The organism is Candidatus Palauibacter sp. (assembly GCF_965208055.1).
Lineage (GTDB): Bacteria > Gemmatimonadota > Gemmatimonadetes > Palauibacterales > Palauibacteraceae > Palauibacter.
Genome location: NZ_CBDBNY010000004.1, coordinates 2,269,713 through 2,282,706, shown reverse-complemented (window position 1 = coordinate 2,282,706; position 12,994 = coordinate 2,269,713). Strand labels below are relative to the sequence as shown.

Genomic DNA, 12,994 nt, shown 5'->3' with positions numbered 1-12,994 from the left:
CCGCCGCCGCGGGCGTGAGTTGCCGCCGTCCCGGCCGTGCTAGCGGTTGCCGCGGTAGCTGCGGACGGGCGGTAGCCGGGCGCCGGTTCCGCCCGCCGGCTCCGTCTCGGCCACGACCTCGAGCGTCAGCGTGCCGATGCCGTCGATCGAAGCGCTGACGACCTCGCCGGGCTGCAGGAATCGCGTCTCGCCGCGAACCGCGGTGCCCATGCCCACGCCGCCCGAGGTGCCGTTGTTGATCACATCCCCCGGGAACAACGTCGCGACCGAGGACCCATACTCGATCAACTCCCACAGCGTGTGGATCATGTCTCCCGCGGTCGCCTCCTGCATGCGCTCCTCGCCGACGTCCAGCGTCTGGCGCAGCTTCTCCATCGGGTTGCCGTAGAACTCCCTGGGGACGATCCACGGACCCATGGGCGCGAACGTGTCGTGGCCCTTCCCGACGAACCAGTCGGATGTCATGGGATTGCCGCCGGGCGGTCGTCCGCCGCGGTCGGAAACGTCGATCGTCACCGTGTACCCGAACACATGGTCCTCGGCGTCCCGGGCGTCCACGTACTTGGCGCTGCGCCCGATCACGGCGCCGAGTTCCACTTCCCAGTCCGTGCGGTCCCGGCCGAAGGGGATCACGATCCGGTCGTCGGCTCCGATCACCGCCCCGCGCGTCGGCTTGAGGAAGAGATAGGGGACGCCTCGGTTCTCACGCCGCTGGCGGCGGGCTTCGCGTCGGTCCTCCTCGGAGCCTGCCTCGTTGACGTGGCTGTAGAAGTTGACGGCCGCGTTCAGGATCTTTCCGGGGTACATGATGGGCGGGAGGATCCGCACGTCCTCGAGGTCGTGGACGAAGTCGGCTCTGCCGCTCCCGGACAGCCCGCCCCGGGCCACGAGGTCGTTGACGATCTCGTACAGGCGGAGCCGAACGCCGTAGTCGTAACGGCCGATGAGGTCGATCATGTCGGCTGGCGGCGGAACCGGCGGATACGCGGGGTTTCGCTCGAGGTCCCCGTTCGCCTCTCCGATGTCGACGACGAGCGCGTCACGCAGCACGAGAGCCACGCGCGGAACGCCGTCGATCTCGAACGTCCCCACCTTGAAGGGCTCCGCGATCTCGATCTCCGGCCCTCCCTGGGCCGACAGCGGGGCGGAGAACGCCAGAGCCGCGGCCGCGAGTAGCGCCCTCATGAGCCGGGATCTCGCCTGTAGCTCCACAGAGGCGGCAGTCGGACACCTATGTCGCCCACGGGCGGCGGCCCTTCCACTACCGGGAGCTGGATGGTTCCGATCCCGTCGATCGTGGCCCTGAGGACGTCGCCGGGCTGCAGGAATCGCTCCTCGCCCATGCCGATGCCGCCGGAGGTGCCGAGGTTGATCACGTCGCCCGGGAAGAGGGTCAGAATCGAGGAAGCGTACTCGATCAACTCCCATAGCGTATGAATCATGTCCCCGGCCGTCGCCTCCTGCATGCGTTCTCCGCCCACGTCCAACGTCTGACGCAACTCAGCCATCGGGTCGCCGTAGAACTCCTTCGGGACGATCCACGGGCCCATGGGCGCGAACGTGTCGTGCCCCTTCTCCACGAGCCAGTCCGATGTCGTGGGGTTGCCTCCCGGAGGGCGCCCGCCGCGGTCGGAGACGTCGATCGTCACGGTGTATCCGAAGACGGTTGCCTGGGCATCATCCGCGGCGACGTACTTCGCCGCTCGTCCCATGACCACGCCCAGTTCCACCTCCCAGTCGGTCTGCTCCCGGCCGTGGGGGATGACGATCCGGTCGCTGGTCCCGATCACCGCGCCACGCGACGGCTTCAGGTAGAGGTACGGAATGCCCCGGTTCGCACGGCGCTCGCGGACGGCATCCTCCCCCTCCCCCTCCGGGGCGTTCGCCGCGACACGGCTGTAGAAGTTGCTCGCTGCATTCAGGATCTTGCCCGGATACATGATCGGCGGGAGGATCCGCACATCCTCGACGTCGTAGACGTACTCCGCGCGGGTGGGGCCCGTGAGCCGCTGGTAGGCCACCGTCTCGTTGACGATCTCATACAGGCGCCGCTGGAGGCCATACTCGTAGCGGCCGATGAGGTCGAGCATGTCGGTCGGCGGCGGGATCCTCGGAAACGCGCGGTTCCGCTCGAGTACTTCGTTCGCCAGTTCGATGTCGATGACCAGGGCGTCGCGCAGCACGAGCCCCACGCGCGGTACGTCTCTGATCGCGAACGTTCCCACCTTGAACGGTTCCACGAGTACGATGCCCGCGACATCCTGGGCGGCGAGAGAGGCTGCGGAGAAGAGGACCGCGATCATTCCAAACGGAAGGGCCCGTGCGGTCCGGGTTCGTCTGAGCGGCGCTGTTCTCATGGGTCTTTCCTCTCGGTTGGGGACGGCGGGCCTCAAGGCACCAGCCCGTCCAGTTCTTCGATCGTGGCCATGGAGGGGTCGCGTTCGGCCTGGAGCCGGCGCGCGGTGGCTTCGGCGGCACGCATGACGCGAAGCAGGTTGTCGGCCGCGAGGGCCCGCAGTTCGGATTCGGTCCACCCGCGGCGCGAGAGTTCGGCGAACAGGGCGGGGTACGTCGATACGTCCTCCAGCCCGACCGGCCCACGGTCGATCCCGTCGAAGTCGCCCCCGATCGCGACGTGGTCGATGCCGGCCACGTCGCGGATGTGCTCGATGTGCGCCACGACGTCGGCCAGCGTGGCGCGCGGGCGTCCCTCCGGTGGGCCGACGTAGTTGGTGACGTCCTGGTTCACGAAGGATTCGACGAACGTGACCATGACCGCGCCGCCGTTTTCCGGCAGTCGGCGCAGCACATCGTCCGGCACGTTGCGGGGGTGGTCCGTCACCGCCCTGGCGGAGGAATGGGAGAAGATGACCGGCGCTTCGGCCACGTCGAGTGCGTCGTGCATGCTTCCCGGCGACACGTGCGAGATGTCGACGAGCATGCCCAGCCAGTTCATCTCGCGCACGACTTCCTCGCCGAAGGCGGAGAGTCCTCCAAGTTCGGGCAGCTCGCAGCAGGAGTCCGCCCAGGGGAGGTTGGCGCTGTGCGTGAGAGTCATGTACCGGACCCCGAGCGCGTAGAAGGCCCGCAGGGCGCCGAGCGAATTCTCGATCGCGTGGCCTCCCTCCATGCCGAGCATCGAGGCGATCTTGCCGCGGTGGAACTGGTCCATCACGTCCGCGGCGGTGAGCGCGAGCCCCAGGTCCTCGCGGTGATCGGAGATGATCTGGCGCGCGATGTCGATCTGCTCCAGCTGCATGCGCGCGCCGCCGCCGTCCTCCATGACCGAGGCGGGGACGTAGACGGACCAGAACTGGGCTCCGACGCCGCCGGCCCGAAGGCGGGCGAGATCGGTGTGCCCCGGCGTGGGACGCGAGATGTCGTAGGCGCGGACATCGCGGGGCGCGTCCGCGTTCCGGATCGCCCACGGGAGATCGTTGTGTCCGTCGAACAGGGGGGCGCTCGACAGCACGCGTTTCGCGATCTCGAGATGCTCGTCCTGCGCGCGGGCGTCCGCGGCCGCGAGTCCGAGAACGAGCGCGGACAGCACCGCCATCGCCGGCGTCCGGGTGAGAATTCGCAGCATAGTGCTCTGACTCCCGTTGACAGACGCAGTAGCCAATGTAGTGGCCAATGCAGTAGCCATTACCGGCCCACCATGGATTCTCGCTTGGCGGACGGCGCGCCGCCAGCCGTGTCGGGTCCCGGGCGGCGTCCCGGGCGGCGTCATGGCGAGAAACAGGTGCGGACGCCCTTCCCGCATCGGTATCTTCCCGCATGCTGATCAACTGCGACATGGGAGAGAGCTACGGGCCCTGGGAGAAGGGGGCCGACGAAGCGGTGATGCCTCTCATCGACCAGGCCAACATCGCCTGCGGCGGCCATGCGGGGGACCCGGATACGATGGCGCGCACGCTGCGTCTGGCGGCCGGGCACGGCGTGCAGGCGGGGGCCCACCCCGGCTACCCCGACCGGCGCAACTTCGGGCGGCTGAAGCTGGACTGGCCGCTCGAGTCGCTGGTGCTCGAGGTGCAGGCGCAGATCGGCGCGCTGCAAGCGGTCGCGGGGGCGCTGGGGATCGGCCTGCGGCACGTGAAGCCGCATGGCGCACTGTATCTGGCGATGATGAGGGATGACCAGTTGCTCACTCGGCTGGCGGAGGGCGTGGCCGCGGTGGATCCGTCACTCGCCTTCGTCCTCCAGGCGACGCCGGAGCGCGAGCGGCACGCTGCGATGCTGGAGCACACCGGGCTCACGCTGGCGTTCGAAGCCTTCGCGGATCGCGCCTACGCGGCGGACGGACGACTTCAGGCGCGCGGAATCGACGGGGCCGTCCTCTCCGACGCGGACGCGGTGGCCGGCCATGTCGCGAACCTCCTCGACGGGTTCGTGCAGACGCCCGAGGGCCCGCTGGCGGTGGAGGCCGAGACGCTTTGCGTGCACGGCGACAACCCATCGGCCACGGCAGTGCTCCGCCGCATCCGCGAACTCGTGCCGCCGAAGCAGTAGATCGCCGGTGATCACCTTCCCGGGGCCGGTGAGCGCCTTGGTCACGCTTCCGGTGGCGCCCGACCGGGACGGTATCGCCCGCGTCCTGGGTCTCGAACGCCTCGCGCGCGAGGCGTTGCCGGACCTCCGCGCGACGATTCCGGCCTTCAACCGGCTGCTCGTCGAGGGTGCGCCCGATAGCTGGGACCCCGAGGAGATCGAGTCCGCATTGGCCGCCGCCGCGGACAGATGCCTGGCGGAAGAACCGCGGGCCGATACGGGCGAGGCCGTCATCCTGCCCGTGTGCTACGATGCCGATCTTGCGCCCGATCTCCAGGAGGTGGCCGCGAACGCCGGCTTGAACGCAGCGGATGTGGCCCGGTTGCACAGCGGCAGGAGGTACGCCGTGCTCGCGACCGGGTTCGCGCCGGGGTTCGCGTACATGGGCGACGTGGACGCGCGGATCGCCCTGCCGCGCCTCGCGACGCCCCGCGCGCGGGTCGAAACGGGGTCGGTCGGGATCGCGGACCGGCGCACCGGCGTCTATCCGGCGGCGGGGCCGGGGGGCTGGCGTCTGATCGGCCGCGTTCCCGCGGCGCTCTTCGCCGATGCCGCCGAACGGATCGCGCGCTTCCGGCCGGGAGGCACGGTCGAGTTCCGTCCGGTCGACCGGGACGAGTACGAGGCTGCGGACGGATGAGCCCGCACGGCGTCGTGGACCGCCCCGGGCCGTTCTGCACGATCCAGGATCTGGGCCGGCGGACCGGCCGCCGCGCCGGGCTGGCTCCCGGGGGCGCGATGGATCAGCGCGCGTACCTTTGGGCCAACCGGCTCGTCGGCAACGATCCGGCGGCGGCCGCGCTCGAGATCACCCTGGGCGGCTTCGCCCTGCGCTTCGCCGTCGAGACGGCCGTGGCGCTGACGGGGGCCGACTGCGCCGCCACGCTCGACGGCGTCGAAACGGGCGTCTGGCGCACCGTTCAGGCACGTGCGGGCCAGGTGCTCCGGCTCGGCTACAGCGCGACCGGCATGCGCGCCTTCGTCGCGTTCCCCGGCGGCCTCGACGTCCCCACGGCGTTCGGCTCCGCGTCGGCCGTGGCGCGCGACGGACTGCCGGGGCTGCTCGGCCGGTCCCTGCGCGCCGGCGAACCCCTCCGCTGGGGCGAACCCGGACGCGCGTGTCCGGTGCGGCGGCTGCCCCCCGAACTCGTCCCGCCCGAGACGGTGTCGCTGACGTTGCCGCTGATCGTCGGCTACGAGTGGGCCGAGTTCTCGAACGGGGATCGGGAGCGGGTGTTCGACGCGGAATGGACCGTCGACCCGGCGAGCGACCGCGCAGCCGGCCGACTGGCCGGCCCCGCCCTGAGTTCGGGTCCGCGCGTCCTCGACTCGACGCCTCTCGTCGACGGGACCGTGCAGGTCACGGGCGATGGCTTGCCGCTCGTCTTCATGCGGGACCGCCCGACCATCGGCGGCTACGCGAAGCTCGGTTCCGTGGATCCGACCGCGCTCGACGCGTTCGCGCAGGCCCGGCCCGGAACGCCGATCCGATTCGCCCGCGCCGAGCCCGATGCCATCCGCCGCGCGCTCGCCCGGCGGGAGGGTTTCTTCGGGATCCGCCGCGAGCCGTAGCGCACCGTGACCAGGAAAGGCGGCCCGGCCGCGGACCGGGCTCCCCGGATCGCCTTCCCGCCGGCGAAGTTGAAGGTCGGCGCACTGTTCGCTTATGTTTCAGGTCCGGACGCAGTTCAGGTGGGGTGGATCAACGGGGTGGAGGCATCGTGAAAACCTGGACGCTGTTGCCGCGCCTGCGCGCGCGGTCCCTTCGAAATTCGCATCTTTCCGTTTACGCGTCAGCCGCGCTTTTGGCCGTGGCCGTATCCGGTGAGACCTCGGGGCAGAGCCTGCGCGGAGGGACGAGATCGCTGGACCTTCAGAACCGGGTCGCGCGCGAGCACGACTTCACATACATCGCCACGCCCGCCCAGGTCGAGCGCTTCGTGAACGAGGGATATCTCGTGCAAGTGCCCGCCTCGCCGGACTACGTGCTCCACGAGATCTCGTTTCCCTACGCCAGACCCGAGGTCAAGCTGTTCATATCTCGGCTCGCCCCCCAGTACCGGAGCGCCTGCGGCGAGCGGCTCGTCGTCACGAGTCTGACCCGACCGCAGAACCGGCAGCCGAGGAACGCCTCCCCGCGCTCCGTCCACCCGACGGGCATGGCGCTCGACTTTCGCCGTCCCGCCGGAAACTGCCGCGCATGGCTGGAACGGGTTCTGCTCCAACTGGAGGGCTCGGGGGTTCTGGAGGCGACAATGGAGCGCCGGCCGCCGCACTACCACGTCGCGCTCTTCCCGCAGCAGTACGCCGCGTACGTCGAACGCATCACACGCGCCGCCGCGCAGCGGTACGCGGCCGGCGGAGGGCGGTACGAGGTGAGGCCGGGCGACTCGCTGTGGGAGATCGCCCGTCGTCACGACACGACCGTGACCCGCCTCCGATCCGCGAACAACCTGGACGGCAGCCGGATCTATCCGGGTCAAGTCCTCACGCTCCCGGGCTGAACCCCGCGGACGAACGGGGCCCCCGCCTCGGGTAGCCGGCCTGGGGCCTCCGGCTTCAGCCGCCGGCGCTCCGGCGCGGGGGGCGGCACTGCGGCCACTGGCCCGGCCCGCCGTCGCGGCCCGCCGGCAGCACGCGCGTGTCGCGCGGCACCCGCTCGGGGTCCTCGGACGCCTGATAGGCGAGCATGGCGGCGAGCGTCGCGTTATTCCGCAGGTCGTCGAATACGATCTTGTCGAAGGTGTCCCGGTTTCGTGTGCCAGGTGTACTGCCGATAGTCCGGGTAGTTCGACTGCAGCCGGAAGCCCGGGGCCGGCTTGCAGATGAACGACATGTGGTCGCTGCCGCCCGTCTCGGGCACGCCGGGGATGTCGAGTTCGATGTGTCCGGTGATCTCCACGGGGATCTTCGAGAACCAGCGCCCGAAGTGCGCTCCCGCGCCGGTGAAGCCCTGCATGCGGATGTAGTCGATCCGCCAGGTGCCGTTGTCCTGATTGAAGGCGGCCTGCAGCCCGTCCACGACCTCGGGGTTGTCCGCCGCGAAGGCGGTCGACCCGATGAGTCCCTGCTCCTCGCCGCCCCAGTGTCCGACGAGGATGGTCCGCCGGGGGTTCGGATAGGCCGTCTTCAGGAGGCGCATCGCCTCCATCATCATGATCGTGCCGGTGCCGTTGTCCGTGGCGCCCGAGGCCCCATCCCACGAATCGAGGTGCGCGCTCAGGACCACGTACTCGTCCGGAAGTTCCGTGCCGGGGATCCGTCCCACGACGTTGAAGGCGGGTACATCTCCGAGGAACTCGGCGCGGGCGTCGATGCGCACGCGCGGCGACTGGCCCCGCTCGGCGAGCCGGGCCAGAAGCCCGTAGTCCTCGCAACTCAGGTGCAGCCCGGGTACGGTGCGGCTCGGCGAACTGAAGATCTTGTCCACGCCCCAGCCCTGCGACCAGCGCCCGGTGAGCAGGGCGACGGCCCCCGCGTCGGCGATCCGCTGGGCGAAGTCCCCGCCCACGCTGAACATGCCCTCGAACCAGGCCCGGCGGGCCTCGTCACGCGCGGCCCGCATCCGCTCCACCGTCGCCTCCGTCGCGTGGTCCTCCCACGACTGGTCCTCGCGGCAGGTCGGTTCCGGGAAGGAGATCGCGACCGCCTTGCCGGCCACCGCCGGCAGCCAGGCGTCGAACTCCTCGCGCGATCCGACGCTCGGCATCAGCACGACGTCCGCTTCCACCGGTCCGTCCGTGCCCGGACTCCAGGCGAGCATCATCCCCTCGAGCGAGCGCACGCGCGGCGCGATCAAGTCGATGTGGCTGTAGCCGCGATCCCACCCGGTCCACGTCCCATACTCCTGCTTCTCCGCCTCGATCCCCCAGGCCTCGTACTTCGACAGCAGCCAGTCGGCGGACGCCTCGAACCCCGGCGAACCCATGAGCCGCGGGCCGATCGAGTCCGTCAGCGCCTGGGCGAGATCGAACGCCTGCGAGCCCTCTCCCATCCCTTCCTCCCACATCTGTCGGATGACGGGATCGTCGGTGGGGAAGGTCTGCGCGGCCGCGTCCCGCACCTCCGTCGCGCCGGCGCAGGCCGCGAATGCAAGGAACACCCGGGGGAGAATCCGGTTCATCATGTTCGGTCCTATGTGACGTTTGTTCGTTGTAGGTTGTGTTCCCAGCGACAGGGTGTCGCGGCCGCGAGCCTCGGCCCCGGAAACTGCGTCCCCCGGCGTCGCGCGGCCACGGCCGACGACGCCGGCAACGATCCCGACTTCAGGCGGAGGGCAGCATCCGCTTCCACATTGGAACAGCGCTGACGATCCTGGCCCTCGCGCAGGGGGTCGTCGCGACGGCGGGAGCCGGCCGGGCATACGCGCAGGAACCGGAGCCGGTGCGCCTCTCCGGCTACGTGCGGGTGGCGGAGAACGACGAGGTGATCCGGGCCGCCCGGCTCGACATCACGGAGCGCGGCCTCATCATCGGGACCAACCGGTTCGGATTCTACTCGGTCGAGTTACCTCCCGGACGGTATTCGATCCGCGTCGCCAGCCTCGGCTACCAGACCGTGACCGAGCTCGTCGATCTCCAGGAGACGATGACGCGGGACTTCGCGCTCCCCCTCAGGCCGGTCATCGTGTCGGAACTCACGGTGACCGCGGACCGGGAACCGCCGGATCTCGACCCGGCGAGCCTCGACATGAGCGTCGTCCGGCTCGACGTCCCCGCCCTCTCCGAACTCCCGCTGGTCCTCGGCGAGGCGGACCCGATCCGCACGCTGACCCTCTATCCCGGCATCAGCACGGCGAACGACGCGACGACCGCGATCAACGTGCGCGGGGGCGCGGGCGACGAGAACCAGATTCGCCTCGACGACTCCGAGGTGTTCAACCCGGCCCACGCCATCGGCCTCTTCTCGACCTTCAACTCGGACGCGGTGGGGGACGTCACCCTCTACAAGGGCGGGATCCCGGCCCGTTACGGCGGCCGGCTCTCCTCCGTGCTGGAGATCCACCAGCGCGAGGGCAACTCGCGCGAGTTCGAGGGGGCGGCCACGATCGGCCTCCTCTCCAGCCGTCTGAGCCTCCAGGGGCCGCTCTTCGACGGGAAGGGATCCTGGCTCGTCGCGGGCCGCCGCACCTACGCGGACCTCTTCCTGGCCCTGTCGAGCGACCCCTCGATCCAGGAGAGCACCGCCTACTTCTACGACCTCAACGCCAAGGCGAACGCGCGCTACGGCGCCACCGGCCAGGTCATGCTCTCCGGATACTTCGGCCGCGACCGGCTGCGGATCGGGACCCAGGCCTCCGCCGGGTGGGGAAATGCGGCGGGCACGCTGCGCTGGAACCATGTGTTCGGCCCGGTCTTCTCCCATCTGACCGTGACCTACAGCGATTACGAGTACCACATCCAGAACAGCTTCAACGCCCAGGCCGCCTCGCTCGACGCGGGGATCCGCAACTTCAGCGTGACCGTGGACGAGTCGTGGGACGTGAGTCCGTCGGACCGGCTGGAGTTCGGGCTGGGGTTCCGCAGCTACGAGATCCAGCCCGCGAACATCGCCCCCGGCGAAGGCTCGGCGGTCATCGCGACGGAGTTCGAGTCCCGTAAGGGCGTCGCCCCCGAGGCGTACATCGAGCACGAGACGGAGATCGGACGCCTGGGGCTCCGCTACGGGGTTCGGGCGACCGGGTTCATCCGCCGTGGCGAGGCGACGGTATACGACTACGAGAACGACGCGCCCGTGGTCTATCGTCCCGCACTGGGCCGGTACGAGCCCGGCGCCATCGTGGACAGCACGCGGTACGGCAACGGGGAGACGATCGTCTCTTACGGCGGGCTCGAACCGCGGCTCGGGTTGCGCTTCAGGCTCAACGATGCCTCGTCGCTCAAGGCGAGCTACTCCCGCACGCGGCAGTACCTGCGGCTGGTGACGAACACGAACTCCCCCACCCCGCTCGATCTGTGGGATCCCGTGGGGCCCTACGTGAAGCCGCACGTCGCCGACCAGTTCGCGCTCGGCTACGTGACCACGCTCGCCGGAGGGCGCTACGCGTTTTCGGGAGAGGTCTACCACAAGCGGGCGCGCCACCTGATCGACTACGTGGACGGGGCGGACATCTATTTCAGCCGGCGGCTCGAGACGCTTCTCCTCCCGGGGGAGGGACGCGGGTACGGGGTGGAATTCCTCCTGAGGAAGACCCGCGGACGCTTCACCGGGTGGGCGAGCTATACCCTCGCTCGCTCGGATCAGCGCACACCCGGGCTCACGGTGGCGGATCCCGGCGTCAACGGGGGAGACTGGTATCCATCCCCCTACGACCGGACGCATGATTTCGCGCTGACGGGACTGTACCGGCTCGGCGAGGACTGGAGCCTCGGGGCGAACTTCGTCTTCGCCACGGGGCTGCCGACGACGTACCCCGTCGCGCGGTATCAGTTCGCGGGCCTGATTCTGGGAGAGTACGGTCCGCGGAACGCCAGGCGCCTTCCGGACTATCATCGTCTGGACGTGTCGGCCACCAGGAGGTGGGGCCGGGGAGAACTCCAGTTCGGGCTGTTCAACGTGTACAACCGCTTCAACGCGCAGGCGATCGCCTTCCGCCAGAACCGGGATTCGCGGACGGTCACCGAGGCCGTGGAGACCGCCGTGTTCGGCGTGGTGCCGAGCATCAGCTATCGGTGGAACTTCTGATGCGTGGCGGCGCGGAGAATCGCGTTGTGACGGCCGGCCGTCTGCTCGCGTTGGCCGCGTGCCTCGCGGCGACGGGATGCGAACGGGTCGTGGACGTCGACATTCCCGACCCGGAGCCGAGACTCGTGGTGGAGGGAAGGATCGAACTCGTCAAGGATGCGCCGAGCGGCAGGCAGCGCATCCGGCTGTCGACGACGGCGGGCTTCTTCGACAGCCGGCCCACCCCGCCCGCGACCGGCGCCATCGTCACCGTCGTCGATGGGGCCGGCCGCGCCTACGCGTTCCCGGAGATCGAGGCGGGTCTGTACGGGACGGAACATCTCTTCGCGCGCGTCGGCGAGACGTATACGCTCTTCCTCGAGTACGCGGGAGACGTGTACGAAGCGTCGGCTCTGCTGTGGGGAGTGCCCCCGATCGATTCGCTGTACTTCGTGTTCGAGGAGGAGTCGCTCTTCATCGAGGAGGAAGGCTATCGGGCCGCGATCGACTTCGAGGACCCGGCCGGCGTCGCGAACTACTACCTGTGGGAACAACTCGTGGAGGGCGTGAACGAGATCCCGCCGGACCCCGGAAACGCGATCAACCTCGTGAGCCGGGACGAACTGTACGACGGGCAGGACGTGGTCGGCTTCCAGCCGAACGATGAGATCGCCATCGTGCCCGGAGAACACGCGGAGATCCGCCAGATATCGCTCTCGAGGCTGGGCTACGATTACTACTACTCGCTCTTCGAGCAGAACGCGCTCGGGTCGGCCAACCCCTTCTCCATCCCGCCCGCAACCATACGCGGGAACGTCACGAATCTGGACCGCCCGTCCCGCTTCGCGTTCGGCTTCTTCGCGGCGGCCGAAGTGAGCGTCGCGGAGGGCGTCGCTCCCGCCCGATAGCGGGTCGGCGGCCCGTGCCCGAATCCGGCCCGCCGGGCTATGTTCGCTCCCGTGTTCGACGATCCCAGCACCCTGAAGACGGCGGGGGCCACCCTCGCGCTCGCCATCCTGTGGCTGGTCGAGGGCGTGCTCCCGATGTTCGAGGGCCGGAGCGCGAGGGCGGGGCACGGAGCGCGGAACCTCGCCCTCGGCGTGGGGAACGCGGCGGTGGCGGCCGTCCTCTTCGCCGCGGCCACGCTGTTCGTGACGGAGGCGGCGAGGGAACGCGGTTTCGGGCTGCTTCACCTGCTCGAACTGCCGGTGTGGGCCCGGGTCGGGCTCGCCGTCGTGATCTTCGATGCGTGGCAGTACCTGTGGCACCGGCTGAATCACCAAATCCGGTTCCTGTGGCGCTTCCACCAGGTCCACCACTCGGACGCGGAACTGGACGCGACGTCGGGACTCCGTTTTCACACGGGGGAGATCGTACTCTCCTCCACCGTGCGGCTCGCCGTGCTTCCCCTCCTCGGCGTGACGGTGGCGGAACTCCTGGTCTACGAGGCGATCCTCCTCCCGATCATCCTCTTCCACCACAGCAACGTGCGGCTGCCCGGCCGGGTGGATCGCTGCCTGCGTTGGCTCATCGTCACGCCGTGGATGCACTGGGTCCACCATTCCGACCACCAGCCGGAGACCGACTCGAACTACTCGAGCATCTTCTCCTTCTGGGACCGGGCCTTCGGGAGCTTCCGGCTGCGGTCCGAGCCGGGCGAGATCCGTCTCGGGCTCGAGAACCTGGACCGTTCGGAGTGGGGGACGCTGCGCGGGATGCTCTCGATGCCGTTCCGGCGGCGTCGCCGCGAATAGGCGGCGGGCTTTGCGACGGCGATGGCGAG

The 12,994-nt window shown here is 69.5% G+C and carries 12 protein-coding genes; 7 read left to right on the top strand and 5 right to left on the bottom strand.

The window, feature by feature from the left end:
- Positions 1-39: 39 nt before the first annotated feature.
- Genes ACOGXI_RS10100 through ACOGXI_RS10090 form a run of 3 tightly spaced genes read right to left on the bottom strand, consistent with a single transcriptional unit; the run spans position 40 to position 3,586 of the window.
- Positions 40-1,185, bottom strand: coding sequence for a fumarylacetoacetate hydrolase family protein (locus tag ACOGXI_RS10100; protein WP_419938729.1), 1,146 nt, complete (start codon positions 1,183-1,185; stop codon positions 40-42).
- Positions 1,182-2,357 carry a fumarylacetoacetate hydrolase family protein gene (locus ACOGXI_RS10095; RefSeq protein WP_419938728.1) on the bottom strand — a complete coding sequence of 392 codons (1,176 nt, stop codon included), beginning with the start codon at positions 2,355-2,357 and terminating at the stop codon, positions 1,182-1,184. The genes ACOGXI_RS10100 and ACOGXI_RS10095 overlap by 4 nt, the downstream gene beginning before the upstream one ends.
- A gap of 32 nt (positions 2,358-2,389) precedes the next feature.
- The gene (locus tag ACOGXI_RS10090) at positions 2,390-3,586 is read right to left on the bottom strand and encodes a dipeptidase (RefSeq protein WP_419938727.1); all 1,197 of its coding nucleotides are present in this window, start codon (positions 3,584-3,586) and stop codon (positions 2,390-2,392) included.
- Between the two features lie 191 nt (positions 3,587-3,777).
- Here ACOGXI_RS10090 and ACOGXI_RS10085 point away from each other — a divergent pair, with 191 nt between their 5' ends.
- From ACOGXI_RS10085 to ACOGXI_RS10070, 4 genes are all read left to right on the top strand, one after another.
- Entirely contained in the window at positions 3,778-4,509 is a 732-nt protein-coding gene (locus tag ACOGXI_RS10085) for a 5-oxoprolinase subunit PxpA (RefSeq protein WP_419938726.1), read from the top strand.
- A gap of 7 nt (positions 4,510-4,516) precedes the next feature.
- A complete protein-coding gene (locus ACOGXI_RS10080; protein ID WP_419938725.1) occupies positions 4,517-5,188 on the top strand; it encodes a 5-oxoprolinase subunit B family protein in 672 nt (223 codons plus the stop codon).
- Complete coding sequence (locus ACOGXI_RS10075) at positions 5,185-6,120, top strand: biotin-dependent carboxyltransferase family protein (RefSeq protein ID WP_419938724.1); 936 nt, start codon at positions 5,185-5,187, stop codon at positions 6,118-6,120. The genes ACOGXI_RS10080 and ACOGXI_RS10075 overlap by 4 nt, the downstream gene beginning before the upstream one ends.
- Before the next feature lie 239 nt (positions 6,121-6,359).
- The gene (locus ACOGXI_RS10070) at positions 6,360-7,052 is read left to right on the top strand and encodes a DUF5715 family protein (protein WP_419938723.1); all 693 of its coding nucleotides are present in this window, start codon (positions 6,360-6,362) and stop codon (positions 7,050-7,052) included.
- A gap of 55 nt (positions 7,053-7,107) precedes the next feature.
- On the opposite strand, the gene ACOGXI_RS10065 is transcribed toward ACOGXI_RS10070, so the two are convergent.
- Both ACOGXI_RS10065 and ACOGXI_RS10060 read right to left on the bottom strand, forming a co-directional pair.
- Positions 7,108-7,239: a hypothetical protein gene (locus ACOGXI_RS10065; RefSeq protein WP_419938722.1), complete on the bottom strand. Its 132-nt coding sequence runs from the start codon at positions 7,237-7,239 to the stop codon at positions 7,108-7,110.
- A 16-nt stretch (positions 7,240-7,255) separates the two neighbouring features.
- On the bottom strand, positions 7,256-8,674 hold the full coding sequence (locus ACOGXI_RS10060) for a M28 family peptidase (protein ID WP_419938721.1): 1,419 nt from the start codon (positions 8,672-8,674) through the stop codon (positions 7,256-7,258).
- 257 nt (positions 8,675-8,931) lie between these two features.
- Here ACOGXI_RS10060 and ACOGXI_RS10055 point away from each other — a divergent pair, with 257 nt between their 5' ends.
- Genes ACOGXI_RS10055 through ACOGXI_RS10045 form a run of 3 tightly spaced genes read left to right on the top strand, consistent with a single transcriptional unit; the run spans position 8,932 to position 12,965 of the window.
- The gene (locus ACOGXI_RS10055) at positions 8,932-11,232 is read left to right on the top strand and encodes a TonB-dependent receptor (RefSeq protein ID WP_419938720.1); all 2,301 of its coding nucleotides are present in this window, start codon (positions 8,932-8,934) and stop codon (positions 11,230-11,232) included.
- 26 nt (positions 11,233-11,258) lie between these two features.
- Entirely contained in the window at positions 11,259-12,119 is an 861-nt protein-coding gene (locus ACOGXI_RS10050) for a DUF4249 domain-containing protein (protein ID WP_419938719.1), read from the top strand.
- A 51-nt stretch (positions 12,120-12,170) separates the two neighbouring features.
- Positions 12,171-12,965 (top strand): sterol desaturase family protein, encoded by a 795-nt coding sequence (locus ACOGXI_RS10045; protein WP_419938718.1) that lies wholly within the window; start codon positions 12,171-12,173, stop codon positions 12,963-12,965.
- Positions 12,966-12,994: the final 29 nt, after the last annotated feature.

Coding starts and splice junctions, on each gene's coding strand:
- ACOGXI_RS10100 (WP_419938729.1), bottom strand. CDS start 1,185: ATGAGGGCGCTACTCGCGGCCGCGGCTCTGGCGTTCTCCGCCCCGCTG.
- ACOGXI_RS10095 (WP_419938728.1), bottom strand. CDS start 2,357: ATGAGAACAGCGCCGCTCAGACGAACCCGGACCGCACGGGCCCTTCCG.
- ACOGXI_RS10090 (WP_419938727.1), bottom strand. CDS start 3,586: ATGCTGCGAATTCTCACCCGGACGCCGGCGATGGCGGTGCTGTCCGCG.
- ACOGXI_RS10085 (WP_419938726.1), top strand. CDS start 3,778: ATGCTGATCAACTGCGACATGGGAGAGAGCTACGGGCCCTGGGAGAAG.
- ACOGXI_RS10075 (WP_419938724.1), top strand. CDS start 5,185: ATGAGCCCGCACGGCGTCGTGGACCGCCCCGGGCCGTTCTGCACGATC.
- ACOGXI_RS10065 (WP_419938722.1), bottom strand. CDS start 7,239: ATGCTCGCCTATCAGGCGTCCGAGGACCCCGAGCGGGTGCCGCGCGAC.
- ACOGXI_RS10060 (WP_419938721.1), bottom strand. CDS start 8,674: ATGATGAACCGGATTCTCCCCCGGGTGTTCCTTGCATTCGCGGCCTGC.